11 protein-coding genes are annotated in these 16,691 nt (G+C 72.7%); 7 read left to right on the top strand and 4 right to left on the bottom strand.

Going from position 1 to position 16,691, the window contains the following annotated elements; all coding sequences use genetic code 11:
• Window positions 1-725: 725 nt before the first annotated feature.
• A complete protein-coding gene (locus AHOG_RS29165) occupies window positions 726-3,368 on the bottom strand; it encodes an ATP-binding protein (RefSeq protein ID WP_093942506.1) in 2,643 nt (880 codons plus the stop codon).
• 412 nt (window positions 3,369-3,780) lie between these two features.
• On the opposite strand from AHOG_RS29165, the gene AHOG_RS18655 reads away from it, so the two are divergent.
• The gene (locus AHOG_RS18655) at window positions 3,781-4,572 is read left to right on the top strand and encodes a methyltransferase domain-containing protein (protein ID WP_157736912.1); all 792 of its coding nucleotides are present in this window, start codon (window positions 3,781-3,783) and stop codon (window positions 4,570-4,572) included.
• Between the two features lie 716 nt (window positions 4,573-5,288).
• Here the strand turns inward: AHOG_RS18655 and AHOG_RS28745 are convergent.
• Window positions 5,289-6,182 (bottom strand): hypothetical protein, encoded by an 894-nt coding sequence (locus AHOG_RS28745; protein ID WP_157736911.1) that lies wholly within the window; start codon window positions 6,180-6,182, stop codon window positions 5,289-5,291.
• A gap of 129 nt (window positions 6,183-6,311) precedes the next feature.
• On the opposite strand from AHOG_RS28745, the gene AHOG_RS18645 reads away from it, so the two are divergent.
• The gene (locus tag AHOG_RS18645) at window positions 6,312-6,944 is read left to right on the top strand and encodes a helix-turn-helix transcriptional regulator (RefSeq protein WP_093942503.1); all 633 of its coding nucleotides are present in this window, start codon (window positions 6,312-6,314) and stop codon (window positions 6,942-6,944) included.
• Between the two features lie 187 nt (window positions 6,945-7,131).
• Complete coding sequence (locus AHOG_RS18640; RefSeq protein ID WP_093942502.1) at window positions 7,132-7,884, top strand: Pvc16 family protein; 753 nt, start codon at window positions 7,132-7,134, stop codon at window positions 7,882-7,884.
• Between the two features lie 351 nt (window positions 7,885-8,235).
• Here AHOG_RS18640 and AHOG_RS18635 read toward each other — a convergent pair whose 3' ends face one another.
• A complete protein-coding gene (locus AHOG_RS18635) occupies window positions 8,236-9,171 on the bottom strand; it encodes a LysR family transcriptional regulator ArgP (protein ID WP_184450963.1) in 936 nt (311 codons plus the stop codon).
• Between the two features lie 68 nt (window positions 9,172-9,239).
• Here AHOG_RS18635 and AHOG_RS18630 point away from each other — a divergent pair, with 68 nt between their 5' ends.
• From AHOG_RS18630 to AHOG_RS18615, 4 genes are all read left to right on the top strand, one after another.
• A complete protein-coding gene (locus AHOG_RS18630; protein ID WP_093942500.1) occupies window positions 9,240-9,854 on the top strand; it encodes a LysE/ArgO family amino acid transporter in 615 nt (204 codons plus the stop codon).
• A gap of 366 nt (window positions 9,855-10,220) precedes the next feature.
• Window positions 10,221-11,285: an efflux RND transporter periplasmic adaptor subunit gene (locus AHOG_RS18625; protein WP_157736910.1), complete on the top strand. Its 1,065-nt coding sequence runs from the start codon at window positions 10,221-10,223 to the stop codon at window positions 11,283-11,285.
• Complete coding sequence (locus tag AHOG_RS18620; RefSeq protein ID WP_245856311.1) at window positions 11,282-12,040, top strand: ABC transporter ATP-binding protein; 759 nt, start codon at window positions 11,282-11,284, stop codon at window positions 12,038-12,040. Before AHOG_RS18625 ends, AHOG_RS18620 begins: the two co-directional genes overlap by 4 nt.
• A gap of 5 nt (window positions 12,041-12,045) precedes the next feature.
• Window positions 12,046-13,350 carry an ABC transporter permease gene (locus AHOG_RS18615; RefSeq protein WP_221438691.1) on the top strand — a complete coding sequence of 435 codons (1,305 nt, stop codon included), beginning with the start codon at window positions 12,046-12,048 and terminating at the stop codon, window positions 13,348-13,350.
• A gap of 612 nt (window positions 13,351-13,962) precedes the next feature.
• Here the strand turns inward: AHOG_RS18615 and valS are convergent.
• Complete coding sequence (valS, locus tag AHOG_RS18610; RefSeq protein ID WP_311770149.1) at window positions 13,963-16,599, bottom strand: valine--tRNA ligase; 2,637 nt, start codon at window positions 16,597-16,599, stop codon at window positions 13,963-13,965.
• Window positions 16,600-16,691 lie beyond the last annotated feature (92 nt).

Genomic DNA, 16,691 nt, shown 5'->3' with positions numbered 1-16,691 from the left:
GTCCGTGTGGGTCGCACGACTGACCGGGCGGGTGCCGGACGCGGCGACCCGGAGGGGTCGGTCGGCGTCGGACCGCCCGGTTCGTGGGGTGCTCTGGCACGTCGTGTCCCGTCGCGTCGTACCTCGTGGCGCGTACCCGTCGCACCGCACCGAGGTGTGGCGATCACCGTCCGCGGAATCGGGTCCGGCGAAGTCGGGCAGGCTGCCCGTGTCGCCCGCCGAACACCCCCACGACCGTGAGGAGGGCGATGTGGACGAATGCCACGGTGCGCTCGGCGAGACCGGAGCACCCCCACGAGTGTGGGGAGGGGCCTGTCAGGAACGTCGAGGAGGACCCCGACCCACCCTGGAACACCCCCACCGACGTGGGGAGCCGGCAGTCCGGGCCGGGCTGGTGCACCGGCGACGCCGCGGCTCGTCGTCGACTTCGCGCGCGGGGCCGCGAACCCGTCCGGATCAGGCGGATGTGCGAGGAGGGTACTCGCAATCGACGCGCGGCGGGGGCACGTCGTCCCGCGCGTCCCGTCCCGGCGCGGCCGTCCCCGTGCGGCCTCGGCCCTGCCCTGCCCGGTCCTCTGCGGTGACGGGCGGGGGAACACGGGCGGTCGATCGCCGTCGCACGCGACGGTGACTCGTGCGCCGGTGCGCCGCCCGCTCGGCCGGTCGGCGCGAGCTCCTCAGGGCGGACCGGCGCCTCGTTCGGAGTCCCGCGGCGCCGACCTCGGTCAGCTCGCCGTCTCCTCGTCGACCGGTCGGTGCGCCGCGGCTCGTCGGCGGTGCCCGGAGATCAACGCGGCCAGTTCGGCCGCGGTCTGGCCGTCCACCCCGTCGAGCAACGCCAGCGTCTCCTGCCGCGCCGTCCGGCCCGCCGCGGGTCCTGCCGTCTCGATGAGCATGACGATGCGACGCAGGACCCGGTTACGACCCGGATCGTCGTTCACCGCCGCGAAGCCCGCCGCGGCGGTGACGAGATGACGATGGGCGGCGGCGGGCTCGCCCAGCTCCTCGGCGGTCCGGCCGCAGCCGAAGGCCGCCTCCGCCGCCTGGAGCGGAACGTCCAGCCGGACGGACAGCGCCTCCGCCTCACGGAAGGCCTCGTGGGCCTCGCTGAACAGCCGGGCGAACTCCAGGGTCTCGCCGAGCCGCATCAGCGAGACGGCCAGCGCGTTGTCCCGTGTTCCGTCACTCGTCTCCCGGAAGTACTCGGTGACCTCGTGCAGGAGCCGGACGGCCTCCGGCAGCCGATCCAGTCTGCGCAGCGCCAGACCGAGGAAGGACGCCGTGATGTGCTCGCCGAGTCGGTAGTCCACTCGCCGGAACAGCTCCATGGCGCTCTCGAAGTACTCGACGGCCGCCGTCGGCTCACCGCTGCCGAGCCTGGTCCGCCCGCAGTACTGCAGCGACCAGGCCTCCTCCCGTTCGTCGCCCACGTCCCGCGAGGCCCGTAACGCCTCCTGATGGACGGCGTAGGCCTGTCCCTGCCTGCCCGCGGCCCGATTCAGCGCCCAACCCAGATAGTTGAGCTGCACCGCCTCGTCCGCCCGGCTGCGCAGTGCCCGCGCCGCCGCGACGCCGCGGGCGAACACCTCCTGCCACAGGCCGCTCTCCGCGCGGACGTCGGAGTACCAGTGCAGGGCCCGACACAGCGCCAGCACCTCGGCGTGCCTGCCCGCCTCGGTGGCCTGACGAAGCGCCGCCAGCCAGTTCGCCTGCTCGGCGTCCAGCCAGTGTCGTGCCTGGTCCAGGCTGTGGATCGCGGCCACCGGCTGTGGCGGCGGAGGCGCGGGATGACCGTCGAAACCCGCCGGGACGAAGAATCCGCCCGCCAGGATTCCGCTGTGCAGGAACCAACCGGTGACCAGCCCCGACAACCGCTCCACGGTGCCGGGCGCCTCCTCCTCGGCGAGCCGCTCGCCTGCGAACAGCCGGAGGAGGTCGTGCAGGACGTAGCGGTCCCCGATCGGCGCGGTGCCGAGCAGGCTCGCGTCGACCAGTTCCTCCAGCACCGCCTCGACGACGTCCGGGTCGGTCTCGGCCACCACCGAGGCCTGGTCGACGTCGAACTCGGGGCCGGACAACAGCGACAGCCTGCGGAAGACCTGACGCACCGATGCGTGACACTGTTGGTAGGACACCTCGAACGCCGCCCGCACCTGGAGGTCCCCGGCGGTCAGCGCCGTCAGCCGTCGCCGCTGATCCGACAGGGCGGACACCAGGTAGCCGACGCTCCAGCGCGGCCTGCCCGCGAGGCGGTTCCCCGCGATGCGCAGCGCCAACGGCAGGCACCCGCTCAGCTGGGCGACCCTGGCCGTGGCGGCGGGCTCCGCGGCGACGCGTTCCGAGCCGATGATCGACTCGAGCAGCTCCACGGCGCCCGACGGCGAGAGGACGTCGAGGAGCAGCCGGTGCACCGACTCGAGTCCGGAGAGCACCCGACGGCTGGTGAGCAGCACCATGCAGCCGGGGCCGCTGGGCAGCAGCGGGCGGATCTGCGCCTCGTCGCCGACGTTGTCGAGTACCAGCAGCACGCGCCGTTCCTGGAGCAGCGACCGGTAGAGACCGGCCCGATCGTCGGTGTCGTCGGGAATCCGCGCCTGCTCCACCCCGAGCGCGAGCAGCAGCCTGCCCAATGCCTGTCCGGGGGTCAGCCGCTCGGCGTCCATGCCCCGCATGTTGACGAAGAAGCGGGCGTCCGGGAACTCCTCGGCGAGTTCGTGGCCCGCCCGCACGGCAAGGGTCGTCTTGCCGACGCCGGGAGCGCCGAACAACACGACGACCGTGGCCCCCCGATGGGTCTCGGCCGCCGTCGCCGCCGCCAACCGCCGCAGCCGATCCAGCTCGGCGTCGCGCTCGGTCAGATCGCCGACCTCGGGCGGCAGATCGCAGCGGAACCTGCCTTCCAGCGGCTGCTGCGTGGCTGCCTGCTGGTGCCCGGGTTTCTCCGGTGCCGGTGTCTCGTTCGTGCGAGTCCTGTTCGTCGGGAGCCCGTTCGCCGGGGCGTCCGGCTGCTGTGCAGACGGGTTCCGCGGCGTCGAGGCACTCCGGCGGGCCGACGTTCCGCGGAGATTCGCGGCACCGCCGAGGGCCGCGTCGGGCAGAGCGGTGGTGCGGTGCCGCCCGGCCTTCGCCGCCGACTCCAGCTCACGGGCGGCCGCGGGATCCAGTTCCAGGGCCTCGGTCAGCGCGGCGACGGTGCGCCGCTGCGGGCCCAGTGCCCGCCCGCGTTCCATGTCGCTGATCGCGCGGACGCTCAGTCCCGAGCGGGCCGCCAGCTCCTCCTGCGTGAGCCGCGCCGCGCGGCGACGGCCGACCAGCAGATCGCCGAACGTGGCGGGACTACCTGCGGCGGACACGCCCGCGTTCGGCATTTTCGCTCACCATCCGGACGCCACGTACGGGCTGCTCGTGTCGGATCTGCTTTCACCGACGTCGTGACCGGGAGAATCCCCGGCGGTTCTCGAGGCGGAGACGTCTGTCCATGATCCTGCCGGCCGGATCGTCGGCCTCGTGATCGGTGGTCGACCCCTCGCACCGGCTGCGACGCGGATCACCGGAAGAAGTGTGGTCGGAGTTCTGCCGGTCTTCCTTCCTGGTCATTCAGGGAACCACCGAGTTGCATGGAATCCATTTTAGCGCCGCCATCGGTCTCATTCCGCTGCGGCGGTCGGGGCAATGCGAGGTGCTCATTTGATTGCGAGCGCAAGCAGGTTCCCGCATCCGGACGTCCTCGGGGTGCCGACGGACGATCCCGGAGCGCGGCGACGATGCGAAGGAGAGCGGATGGAACTCGCCCTGGGGGTACTCGGCGAGGCGATCGGCAGGCAGTCGCTGGCGGCCTCGCGTACGGCGGGTGAGCGGATGGTGGTGCTGCTCGGCCGGACCTGGGTGGTGCAGGCCGACGTGTACTCGCCCGCCTGTTCGCCGTCCACCGAGATCAGCACGGCGGCGCTGCCGTATCCGGCGGGCGGCAGACTGCTGGAGATCGGCAGCGGTTGCGGCATCACCGCGGTGCACGGACTGCTGCACGGGCTGGCCGCCGCCGTCGCCGTCGACGTCAGTCCGGCGGCCGTCGCCAACACGAGGTTGAACGCCGAGGTGCACGGGGTCGCCGAACGGCTGACGGTGGTGTGCGGCTCGGTCTTCGAGCCGCTCGACGCCGACGATCGCTTCGACGTCGTCTTCTGGAACGCCCCGTTCATCGAGGTCGCCGACGACCACGTGCACGACGGCGTGCTCAGCACGTCCTATTTCGACCCGGGTCTGCGGGGCATGCGTGCCTTCGTCAGCGGGGTCCGCTCGCGTCTGACGTCGGGCGGCCGGGCCTTCCTCGGCCTGGACGACATCGGTGGTCGGGCCGCCCTGTGCGACGTCGCCGCGGAACACGGGTGGCGACTGCGGGTCGCGGCGTGCGAGACGGCGCCGCGTCGGGCCGTGCTGGCGGGGATGGCGGTGGAGACGGACGTGGACCACCTGCTGCTCGAACTCGTCGTGGACGACTCGGCGGCCGGGCTCGTCGAGCCTCGATCGGGCGGGTGGGACGAGCGTCCCGCCTGCTCGGTCGATCGCCGTTGAGCCGCGGCGCGGCCGCACCTCTGGTGAGCGGTTGTCGGACTGCCCGGCAGAACCGGCGGAAGTGCACACTTCCGCAGGTTGATCTTCATGGTCAGCGCGGGAGCGAGGCGATTGGGTGGTGGAGGGCAGGGGCGCCCCGCGACGGCGGGGCCGAAGACGGCCCTCGGACGGGAGCGAGGATGCGAGCGATACACCCGGCACCCGGCTCGGCGTCGTGGCGCCGACTCCGGGCAGTCGTCGACGATCACGTCGGCTCCGTCGAGGATCGCGCGCCTGTGGACGGCGAGAGCGACGCCTGCGAGACCGTCGACGGCCGTCACGCGGTGACGGCGTTGATCGCGGAGGTCCTCGAGCGTGGTCGTCGCGACCGGCCCGACGACGTCGCCGATCGTCCCGAGCTCGATCGCCACCGGGTGGGCCGCCGCTCCGCCGGTCGGCACCGGTCCGACGCCTCGTCGGCGGCGAGCCCGTCGGGGGTCACCGACCTCGGCGGTAGGGCCTGCCGTGTCGGTGCCGAGACTCGACCGACCGCTCTCCTCGGTCTCGACGTCGACTCGCGGCGTGAACCGCCGCCCGCGTCCGCCGCTCGCGTGTTCCCCGCCGCCTCCGTGCCTGGCAGTCTGCCCGGTGATCGCGGAGTCGTCGTCGATCTGCGAGTCCGGATCGTCGCCCGTGTCAGGGCGCGGTCGGCCGCGAACATCCGTCGAGGGCGCCGGTTACGTGACCTCGCCCGCCTGCATCTGCTGCTGGGCGCCCTCGCGGGCGGCCTCTCGGACGGCCGCCGCCCCGGCGATGGGGATCGAGTCGGAGCGCACCGACCGCACGACGCCGAGGGCGCCGGATCGGAACGGCCGCCGAGCCGGCAGCACGGCGAGGTGCGCGACCTCGCCGTGCGACGCGGTGGGCGGCGACGGGATCGGTGGAGCCGCCTCGTCGGTTCGGACGGGCGTGTCGAGCCGACGACCGCGATCGGACGAGCCGAGGGACGGACGGCTGATCCCCGACTCGGCGTCCGGGGCGGGTCTCGGCGAGCCGGAGACCGCCCCGGCCTTCGGGACGGCGGGCCGGACGACGACTCGCGAGGCCGTCGACCGGCCGCCTTCCCCGTCCCCGACGACCGGGCGGCGATGCCTCGCGAGTCGCGCGACACCGGTCGAGTCCGCTGGGGCGAGCCCGCCGTCCTGCGCGGTCTCGGGCGTGCGGACCGCCCGGCGAGTCCTCGGGTCCGGCCGGAGCCGCGAGACGACTCGGGTTCCGCGGGCACGGGCCGCCGGAACGCCGCGGGGCGGCACGCCGTTCGCCCGGAGCCGGCCGGTCGCGCCCCCGCCCACGGCGATCCCGATCGTCCGGCGTCCGTGGACCGTGCCCTGTCCGGCCGTGTCCTGTCCGATCATCTCCTGTCCGCCCGCCCAGGCCGCGAGCCCGGACCGACCGGTCCTGCTCCCTCGCATGCCGGGCGGCACGTCGGGCACACGGACGCGACACGGCGTGAACTCGTCCGTCTCGTCGCCGCCGCCCTCGCACCGAGCACGCGGCCCGCCTCCCGTCGCGCCGGAGGTGACGACCATGCCGACCACGATGAGCGGTTCGAGTCCCGCTGAGGCGGTCACCAGGCCGGCACCGGACCGCGGACCGCGCGCCGGCCAGGCCCGATCGCGGCTCGCCGAGCCGCCTGTCGACATCGATCAGCACGGGCGACCCGTCGCGGCGCCGAAGGCACCTCATGAGGAGGAAGACCGATGAGTACCGAGCGCGTCCCGGTGGCCGTGTACGCGGAGGATCCGATCTCGCAGGCGGGCGTGGCCTTTCAGCTGAGCTCCCGCTCCGAGGTGGAGGTGCTCCGCAATCCGGAGGACGCCTCGCGGGCCGCGGTGTCGCTCGTGGTCGTCGACCGGCTCGACGACGGCGCCACCCGCCTGCTGCGGCGGCTGCGTCAGTCCGGAACGACGAGAACCGGACTGGTGGTCGGCCAAGTGGAGCAGAACGCCCTGTCGCTGGCCATCGAGTGCGGCGTGGCGGGCGTGCTGCGGCGAATCGACGCCACTCAGGACCGGTTGGTGGACATGATCACGGCGGCGTCTCGAGGGGAAGGGGTCCTGCCCGGCGATCTCCTCGGGAAGCTGTTGGAGCAGATGGGACAGCTGCAACGCAAGGTCCTCGATCCGCGCGGGCTCACCATGTCGGCGCTCACCGCCAGGGAGATCGACGTTCTGCAGCTCATCTCGGAGGGCTTCGACACCGGGGAGATCGCGGCCAAGCTCTGTTACTCGGAACGGACCGTCAAGAACGTCCTCTACGAGGTCACCAACCGACTCCAGCTGCGCAACCGGGCCCACGCCGTCGCCTATGTCATGCGGCACGGCCTGATCTGACCGCGCCGCCGGGCAGCCCCTCGAGGTCGCAGGCACGCCCGGTCGTGCCCGGATCGCCGAGTGTCGTCGCCGCGAGTTCTCGTTCGACGGTGCGCGCTCGCCCACGGAACGTCCGCGTCCGGCAGGCTGGACGAGACGGCGTGCGTCGTGGCGGGCGTCCGCGTCGTCGACGAGGAGGACGCGGCGAATGATCCACGAGGTCGACGAGGGACTGCGGAGACTGCTGATCGAGGAGCTCGACCCCGGCGGAGACGTCGAGATGACCTTCGACGCGCCGACCCGGGACTGGGCGGCCCGCCGACCGGCGACCGCGGTCAACCTCTTCCTCTACGACGTCCGAGCGGACGCCGCGCCGGGAGCGGCGCCCGAGGCACGGCGGTCGCCCGAGACCGCATCGCCCGTACCCGGCGCCCCGCCCCGTTGGTTCCGGCTGTCCTATCTGGTCAGTGCGTGGAGCACACGGCCGCAGGACGAGCACCGGCTCCTGTCGGCGGTGCTCGACTGCCTGATCCGGCACGACTCGATTCCCGGAGCGCACCTCGTCGGAACGCTGGCCGAGTCCGGGCTCGCGGTGTCGCTCGGTGTGGCGGAAGCCGCGACAGGGCCCCGGTCGGCCGTCGAGCTGTGGTCGGCCCTCGGCGGGGCGCTCAAGGCCGCCGTCGACCTTCGTGTCCTGGCTCCGATGACGCCGGGACGGATCGCGACGGCACCTCCGACGACCGACAGACTGATCGTGCGTCCTCCGGACGTGCACGGCGACGCCGACTCCGCGCGCATCCGCCGGGTCCGGCACCAGGACATGGCGGAACCCGACGTCGTCACGCCCGTCACGCCCGTCACGCCCGTCACGCCCGTCGAGCCGGTCGAAGGTCTCGGGGCGACGACCGTTCCCCGACCGGAGGGCTCCCGCACCCGGCGGCGCGGAGGCCGTACCCGGTGAGTCGCGGAGCGACGAGCGAGGCGGCGCGCCGAGCCCGTCCACGGCTCGGCCGTCGGTGCGCCGTCGAGCCTGGTCGACGAGTCCGCCCGTCCGCGATCACGGCAGGCCGGATTCGCTCCTGATCGTCCCGGATTGGGTGACGGCGACTCCCGACCCGACTCGATCCGGCTCGGCCACGGCACTTGGGCCTGTCACAGCGGGTGCGGGGCGAGGGCCAGTCGGGACGGCCCCGCTCTCGGCCCACGCGGCAGGCCGCCGGGTGTGCCGTGCCACGCGGGCCCGGCAGCCTGGTCGCGGCCCGTCTCGTCCCGTCCCGCAGTGTCACGTCCCCGGCGGGCGCCCGGCCCCCGATCAGTGTCGTCGCGATCCCGGCTCCGGACGGCCGGCGCGAGCGGGCAGGAGCGTGCGGGCGGCGGCCCGCAGCACCGCCTCCGTCACGGCGGTCAGCGGCGGCGAGTCGAGCCGCCAGTGCTGCCAGTACAGGGCGACGTCGACCGGATGCTCCGGGGCCAGCTCCACGAGCGCCTCGGGATCGGGCAGAGCCGCGACCTGGCTCGTGGGCAGCATCCCCCAGCCCATCCCGTTCACCACGGCCTGGCAGAACACCGCCGACTCCGGGATCACGTGGCGCACCGCGCCGCCCGCCCGGCGGCCGGTGATTCGGCGGAGGAAGGCGTCCTGAAGATCGTCCTTCGCGTCGAACACGATGACCGGTGCCTCGGGCAGCGTCCGATCCAGCGGACCTCGGCTCAGCCTGCGCTCGGCGAACTCGCGAGACGCCATGGCGTGGTAGCGCATGTGTCCGAGCGGCCGGACGGTGCAGCCCTGCACCGGCCGCGCCGAGGAGGTGACCGCCGCCATCACCACCCCCTGCCGCAGCAGTTCGGCCGTGTGGTCCTGATCTTCGCGGCGCAGGTCGAAGCGGATGCGCAGTCCGGCGGGCTCGGGGTCGAGCGCGTCCAGGAACCAGGTGGCCAGCGAGTCGGCGTTGACCGCGACGGAGATCGTGGTCGGCTCCCCGCTGCCGGTCGCGCCGAGGTCGGCGAGTGCGTCGCCGGTGAGCAGGGTGAGCTGCCGGGCGTAGCGGGCGACGATCCCGCCCGACTCGGTCAGCCGGACCGGCTTGGACCGGATGAGCAGGACGCGGCCGGTCTTCTGCTCCAAGAGCTTGATCCGCTGGCTGACGGCCGAGGGCGTCAGATGCAGCGCGCGTGCCGCCGCGTCGAAGGTGCCCTCGTCGACGGCTGTCACCAGCGTGTGCACCAGTTCGGCGGGCAGATCGGGCATCACGAACGCTGATGATACTGAAGAATCTTCAACTGTACTGATGTCCGGGGCCGCCCTAGCGTCGTCCCATGCCCGTCTTGCCCCCCGTCGCCGCCGGCCTCGGCGCAGGCCTGTCCCTCATCGTCGCGATCGGGGCGCAGAACGCCTTCGTGCTGCGCCAGGGCATCCTGCGCAGGCACGTCCTGTCGATCGTGCTGATCTGCGTCGTCTCCGACGTGGTGCTCATCGCCCTCGGCGTCGCGGGGGTGACGGCGATGCTGGAGCGGATTCCGGTCGCGGTGATCGTGGTCCGCTGGCTCGGCGCCGCGTTCCTCCTCGGTTACGGCCTGCTGGCCGCCCGTCGTGCTCTGCGGCCCGCGTCGCTGGACCCGGCGAGCGCCGCGCCCGTCGAGTCCTGGCGGCTCGCCGTCCTGACCTGCCTCGCCGTGACCTGGCTGAATCCGCACACCTATCTGGACACGGTGCTGCTGCTGGGTGCCGTCGGCGACAGCTGGCAGGAGCAACGCTGGTGGTTCGGTGCCGGGGCGATGGCGGGAAGCGCGCTGTGGTTCACGGCCCTCGGCTTCGGCGCGGGCCTGCTGCGCGGCTTCTTCGGCAGGCCCGGCTCCTGGCGGCTGCTGGACTCGCTGGTGGCGGCGACGATGCTGACACTGGCCGGGTCGCTGATCATCCGGGGCGGCTGAGCGACCCCAGGGCGGCCCCGCGACGGTCGCGGCCTCCTTGCACGCGATGGCATCGGCCCGTTCCCCGCCGTCACGAACCTTGACGGCCCGGGCGGCTCCGCCGGGCGTTCCTCCTCCCCGTGGTCGAAACACGGAGACGTGGCTGGTCACATCACTGTCCATCGAGTGTATAGCTCGGGTGTATAGTTTGATCGCGCCAGATCGGAGCCGCCCCGCGGCCGCATCGGTCGAAAGACCGGCGGCCGTCCACGGCTCGAGCACGGCAGCACCTCGATCAGATCGTTCCGACGCCGTCGCGAGGTCATGCAACTCGTGATGTGCCACAGGCGTCTAGGAAGCGATACCCATCCATGAACTTGGGGGCAGATGGTGCGCAAGCACAGGTTCCTCGGCGCTTTCGCGCTGGGAGTCGTGACGGTGACGGCGACGACGGCGTGTTCGTCGTCCACACCGGACGCACAGAATCCCGACCTGTTAGAACGCGGGACGACGGTCACCAGCGTCACGCCGAGCCGACAGGGTCTCTCCAGCCAGATCAGCCTGAACGCGCAGGTCACGCTCAACCCCGTCTTCGGCGTGGCGGCACCCGTGGACGGCGAGGTCCGCTTCTTCGACCTCCAGCCGATCACGGGCACCCCGACCATCGCGACGCGCGTGGCCAACATCTGGAACGACAACGGCGCGACGCCGGTCGACATCCCCGCCGGGGCCGTCTTCGCGGGCAGGCTCGTGGCGGAGAGCGCCGACGTCACGGCGGACATGCCCGTCGCCTCGGCGCGCCTGGGCGGCCACGGCATCGTCGCCGAGATCAGCGGTGAGCAGGCCTATCAGATCAACGACGCGCTCGCCTCGGTGGAGGCGCAGATCAAGAACGGCCCCGGGCCCTTCCCGTGCACGGTGCTGGGCACCATCGCCGCGCTGCCCGCCGGGACGATCCCGGAGCCGGAGCAGGACGACGCCGAGGACGACGCCGGCACCGGTGACACGGAGACACCGGGCGCCGACGCGGATGCCGACGCCGGTGCGGGCGCCGGTGCGGGCGTGGGCGGCCTGCACCCCGGTCAGCAGCCGTCCGAGCCCACGCCGATGCAGGTCGTCTGCTCGGCACCCGACGACGTGCGCCTGATCAACGGGGCCGCGGCGACACTGGAGCTGACCAGCGAGAGCGTCACCGACGCCCTGGTCGTCCCCGTGGAGGCGGTCGCGGGCTCGCAGGGTCGGGGCCGCGTCGACGTGCTCGACGCGAACGGTGAACGGCGAACGATCGACGTGGAGCTGGGACTCAGCGACGGCGAGGTGATCGAGGTCGTCTCGGGGCTCACCGGGGACGAGACGCTGGCCGTGCCCGGCCCGAGCATCCCGCCCGGCGAGGACCTGCCCGGCGGCGACGGCGCCGGACCGGAGTCCGAGAGCGGGGTCTCCCAGCCGTGATCACGGACGACGCGACACGACAGCTGCCGCGCGTGGAATCGTTGGCCGGGCAGCTGCATCCGAGACTGATCCACCTCAGCGGCATCACGAAGACCCTCAAGGGGCAGGGCGAGCCGCGCACGATCCTCGCCGACGTGGACCTCACCGTCCACGGTGGGGAGAGCGTGGCGATCCTCGGTCGCTCCGGCTCCGGCAAGAGCACGCTGCTGAGCCTCATCGGCCTGTTCGATCGGGCCGACGGCGGCACCTATCACCTGGGTGACGAGGACATCACCCGGCTTCCCGAGCGCAAGGCCGCGGCGATGCGCAGCGCCGAGTTCGGCTTCGTCTTCCAGCGCTTCTTCCTGCTCAAGCACCTGACCGCGGCCCAGAACGTGGCGATGGCCCTGGTCAACGGGCAGGGCTGGCTGCCGCGGCGCAGACGGCGGGAGAAGGTGATGTCCGCGCTCGAACGGGTCGGCATCGCGCACCTGGCCAAGAACAAGCCGCCCAGGATGTCCGGCGGTGAACAGCAGCGGGTCGCCATCGCGCGGGCGCTGGTGCGGGAGCCGAGGATCGTGCTGGCCGACGAGCCGACCGGCGCGCTGGACACCGAGACCGGCCGGATCGTCATCGACGCCCTGCTGGAGACGACGGGCCGGGGGTGCGCGCTGGTCCTCGTGACGCACGACCACGCCCACGCCGAGCGGATGGGCCGCATCGTCCAGCTCGACCGGGGCAGGCTCGTCGACGCGCGTGGGGAGGGCGTCGCGTGATCGGCATGTCGGGGCGGCTCCGATCCTCGCTCATCATCGGCGGTCAGGGCATCCGGGCGCGCAAGCTGCGCACCTTCCTGTCCATGGTCAGCCTCTTCCTCGGAGTGCTCGCCGTCGTCGCCGTCCAGGCGGGCGCGGAGATCGCACAACGAGCGATGCTCGCCGACATCGAGTTGACCCAAGGCGTCGACGGCACGACGCGGATGTACCTGCCGATGCACGCCACCAGTGCCGGGATCGCCCAGGACGTCCTGGCCGGCCGGAACGACGCCGTCGCGGTCAGCTCGGAGAGCGTCATCCTCGGGGAGCCGGGCGTCGCGCCGATCAACCCGCAGGCCGCCCCGTTCGACATGCCGGGGGCCTACGGCGGGACGACGACCTACTGTGACGCCACCGGCTGCTACGAGGAGCCCGATCCCAACGCCTCGCTGCCCGCCGGCCAGGCCATCGAGCTGATCCTGACCTCCCTCTCCGGCGACATCACCGAGTTCCGGCCCTTCCGGCCGGTCTCGGGCGAGTGGCTGGACTTCACCGACGCGCCGTCCCTGGCCCCGCGGATCGTCCTCAACGAGCACGCCGCCGAGGGCCTGGAGCTCTACGACATTCCCGGTGAGATGCAGGTGCCGAGCGCGACGGTGAACCTGAGCCCGCAGATCGTCGGCGTCGTGGACGACGGCGGCTGGGGTCCGGCCGCCTACGTCCGGGCCGACGAGATGCGGAACTGGCAGCCGACCGGTGACGACGCCTCCTCCAGCGCCGACTCCTACGGCGCCGAGGTGTACCTGTCGCCGACGGCCGTCGACGTCGAACAGCTGTTGCGCAGCAGGCTCTCGGCGGCGGGCGTGAACACCGACGACATGGGCTCCTGGGTGATCACCTCACGCGCCGACGCCGAGGATCAGCTGGCGATGATGCGGATGGTCTTCCTCGGACTGGCGGCGCTGGTCCTGCTCATCGGCATCGCGGGCATCCTCAACGTCGGTCTGGCGACCGTCGGCGAGCGGATCGAGGAGTTCGCCCTGCGCCGGGCGGTGGGCACCTCACGCATGCTGCTCGCCGGGATCGTCCTGGCGGAGACCCTGCTGACCGGCCTCATCACCGCGGCCGCGGCCATCGGGGCGGGCGCCCTCGGCATCCAGATGATCTCGATGGTGATGGGCGGCAGCAACCCCGAACTGGCCGATCTCGCCTTCCCGTGGCAGGCGGGCGTCTCCGGCGTCGTCGCGGGGCTCGTCGCGGGCATCCTCGGCGGGCTCATCCCGGCGATCCGCGCCGCCCGCATCCCGATCGCGACGGTGATGCGCGCCTGATCCTCGTCGTCCGTGCGGCGACGGCCCGGCCTTCCGGCCTGAATTCGTTCCGGGGGGCAGGGCGCCGCCGACGGTCGGCGCCGCGGTCGGCGGCGTCGGTTCGCAGTCGTCTCAGGCGGCCCGACGCGTCGCAGACGGTCGCAGGCGGTGTGTGTGGGTCGGGGCCGACGGCGGATCGCCCCGCCGCCGCGCCGCCGAGGCGAGGCGAGGCCCCGGCGGAGGACCGGAGTTCGACGCGAGCCTGCGGCGGAGCCGCGGACGCGACTCGCTCCGACGTGGACCGCGGATGCGAGCAGGCGGGAACGGGGCCGATCAAGCCGAGCCCGCCGGACCGCGATGTGAAGGCGGTGCGACCGTGCTCGACGCCGAGCGGTGCTCGCCGGAGACCGTCCGCGGTCGGACGTGCCCGGCGGGCTCCGTGCCTGCCCGCGTGTCGGGTCGGATGTCGGCCGCCGTGTCGAGCCCCGCCCGCCGTCACCGTCTTGCGGCGCCCGCCGCCCCGCACGCCCTGCACGCCCGCGACGGGTCCCGACGCGCCGCAGGGCAGACCACGCCCCGCCGGAACGGCGCCTCGGCAGGCTTCGACGTCGCGCCGACCCCGCCCGCCCTAGCTCACTCCTCGTCCTCGAGCGTCACCGCGACCCGCAGTTCGACGTCCTCGGCCGGGCCGATCTCCAGTACCCGCACCGTCCCCGCCGCCCGGATGTCGTCCCGCGCGGCGTTCAGCGCCGAGAGCGACACCGAGGGGCCCTGCACCCGGACCAGCCGGACCGGGGTGCGCATGGATCGCCGCGCGGTGGACTTCGCCCGACGGATCGCGGTGATCACCGCGCCCGCCGAGGTGAGCAGCTCGTCGGCGGAGACCACCTGTCCCCGGTCTTCTCCCTCGGTGCCGTCCCGCGGCACGCCGAACCGGATCGCCGCGCCGGCCGCCGCGGTGTCGACGGCCGTCGCGGTGGGCCACGGGGCGGTGTGGACGGTCTCGTCGTGCCACCACGACCAGACCTCCTCCGCCGCGTACGGCAGGAACGGCGCGAGCAGGCGAAGCAGCGTCGACAGGGCCGTGCGCAGCGCCAGCCGGGCCGACTCCGCCCCGCCGGGCGTCCCCTCGTCCTCCAGGTCGCCGTAGGCCCGCTGCTTCACCAGCTCCAGGTAGTCGTCGCAGAAGAACCAGAAGAAGCGCTCGGTCCGCTCCAACGCGGTGGTGTACTCGAAGCCCTCCAGCGCCTCGGTCGCCGACCGCACCACCTCGTCGAGCGAGGTGAGCATCGCCTGGTCCAGGGGACGGTCGACCACCGCGTCCGGCGCCGGGGCCGGGAAGCCGAGGATGAGCCTGCCCGCGTTGAGCAGCTTCGTGGCGAGCCTGCGCCCGACCTTCATCTGCCCCTCGTCGAACGCCGTGTCGGTCCCGGGCCTGCCGCCCGCTGCCCAGTACCGCACCGCGTCGGAGCCGAACCGCTCCAACAGTCCCATCGGTGTGACGACGTTGCCCTTGGACTTGCTCATCTTCTTGCGATCGGGATCGAGGATCCAGCCGGACAGCGCGGCGTGCCGCCACGGCAGCGTGTGCGCGTCCAGCTCGGCGCGCAGCACGGTGGCGAACAGCCAGGTGCGAATGATGTCGTGCCCCTGTGGGCGCAGGTCCATCGGGAAGGTCTGGGCGTACAACGCGGGGTCGGTCTCCCATCCGCAGACCAGCTGGGGGCTGAGCGAGGACGTCGCCCAGGTGTCCATCACGTCGTTCTCCCCGACGAAGCCGCCGGGCACGCCCCGCTGCTCGGCGGTGTAACCGGCGGGCGTGTCCGAGGAGGGGTCGACGGGCAGGGCGTCCTCGGCGGGCAGGATCGGCGCCGACAGGTCCGGCTCCCCGTGCTCGTCCAGCCGGTACCAGACCGGGAAGGGCACGCCGAAGAACCGCTGCCTGCTGATCAGCCAGTCGCTGGTGAGCCCGCGCACCCAGTCGTCGTACCTGGCCTTCATGTAGGCCGGATGCCAGTCCAGTTCGGCGCCGCGTTCCAGCAGCCGCTCCCGATGGTCGACGGACCGGATGAACCACTGCCTGCTGGAGACGATCTCCAGCGGCTTGTCGCCCTTCTCGTAGAACTTCACCGGCCGCACCGTGGGTCGTGGGTCGCCGTCGAGATCACCGCTGTCGCGCAGCATCGCGACGACACGCTCGCGCGCGGTGTGCACGGTGGCCCCGACCAGCTCGGCGTAGCGCGCGCGGCCCTCGGCGTCGTCCAGTCCCGAGGGAGGCTCGGCCAGGATGCGGCCGTCGCGGCCGACGATCGTGCGCGCGGGCAGGTCCAGCTCCCGCCACCACTGCACGTCGGTGAGGTCGCCGAAGGTGCAGCACATCGCGATGCCCGCGCCCCGATCCGGCTCGGCCGCCGGATGGGCGAGCACCGGAACCTCCACGCCGAACACGGGCGTCCGCACGCGACGACCGAACAACGGCCGGTACCGCTCGTCGTCGGGATGGGCGATCAGCGCGACACAGGCGGGCAGCAGCTCGGGCCTGGTGGTCTCGATGAACACCGGCTCGTCGTCCGGGCCGGCGAACGCGATGCGATGCCAGGCGCCCGCGTGCTCTCGGTCCTCCAGTTCGGCCTGGGCCACCGCGGTGCGGAACCCGACGTCCCACAGCGTCGGCGCCTCCTTCTGGTATGCCTGGCCGTCGGCCAGGAGCCGGAGGAAGGCGAGCTGCGAGATCCGCTGCGCCCGGCGACCGATGGTGGTGTAGGTCATCGACCAGTCCACCGACAGGCCGAGCCGCCGCCACAGCTGTTCGAAGACCTGCTCGTCCTCGGCGGTCAGCCGCTCGCACAGTTCGACGAAGTTGCGTCGTGAGACGTCGAAGACCGGGCGGGCGCCCTTCTTGACCATCGGCTCCGGCACCGGCAGCTCCGGGTCGTACGGCAGCGCGGGATCACACCGCACCCCGTAGTGGTTCTGCACCCGGCGCTCGGTGGGGAGGCCGTTGTCGTCCCAGCCCATCGGATAGAAGACGTGCCTGCCGCGCATCCGCTGGAACCGGGCCACGATGTCGGTGTGGGTGTAGGAGAAGACGTGCCCTACGTGTAGGGAGCCGCTGACCGTAGGCGGCGGGGTGTCGATGGAGAACACCGAGGCGCGATCGCCGGGCGCGTCGAACCGGTAGACCCCGGTCTCCTCCCAGCGTTGCGTCCACTTGGCCTCCAGACCGTCCAGCGACGGCCGTTCCGGCATGTTCGGCGTGTGCACAGGCACGCGGGTTGCACCTCGATCGTTCGATGACTCTGTCTGCGACGACGGGCACGACGCGACCGGCGCGGCGTGTGGCCGTGCGGCAGGCGGCTGCC

It is taken from the genome of Actinoalloteichus hoggarensis (assembly GCF_002234535.1).
In the GTDB taxonomy this organism is placed as follows: domain Bacteria; phylum Actinomycetota; class Actinomycetes; order Mycobacteriales; family Pseudonocardiaceae; genus Actinoalloteichus_A; species Actinoalloteichus_A hoggarensis.
Note: the sequence above shows the minus strand (reverse complement) of the source record. Positions and strands in the feature narration are given on the sequence as shown.

What these genes read in the sequence shown, in the direction of transcription:
- AHOG_RS29165 (WP_093942506.1), bottom strand. Translation starts at nt 3,368, where the DNA reads ATGCCGAACGCGGGCGTGTCCGCCGCAGGTAGTCCCGCCACGTTCGGC.
- AHOG_RS18655 (WP_157736912.1), top strand. Translation starts at nt 3,781, where the DNA reads ATGGAACTCGCCCTGGGGGTACTCGGCGAGGCGATCGGCAGGCAGTCG.
- AHOG_RS18645 (WP_093942503.1), top strand. Translation starts at nt 6,312, where the DNA reads ATGAGTACCGAGCGCGTCCCGGTGGCCGTGTACGCGGAGGATCCGATC.
- AHOG_RS18640 (WP_093942502.1), top strand. Translation starts at nt 7,132, where the DNA reads ATGATCCACGAGGTCGACGAGGGACTGCGGAGACTGCTGATCGAGGAG.
- AHOG_RS18635 (WP_184450963.1), bottom strand. Translation starts at nt 9,171, where the DNA reads ATGCCCGATCTGCCCGCCGAACTGGTGCACACGCTGGTGACAGCCGTC.
- AHOG_RS18630 (WP_093942500.1), top strand. Translation starts at nt 9,240, where the DNA reads ATGCCCGTCTTGCCCCCCGTCGCCGCCGGCCTCGGCGCAGGCCTGTCC.
- AHOG_RS18625 (WP_157736910.1), top strand. Translation starts at nt 10,221, where the DNA reads ATGGTGCGCAAGCACAGGTTCCTCGGCGCTTTCGCGCTGGGAGTCGTG.
- AHOG_RS18615 (WP_221438691.1), top strand. Translation starts at nt 12,046, where the DNA reads ATGTCGGGGCGGCTCCGATCCTCGCTCATCATCGGCGGTCAGGGCATC.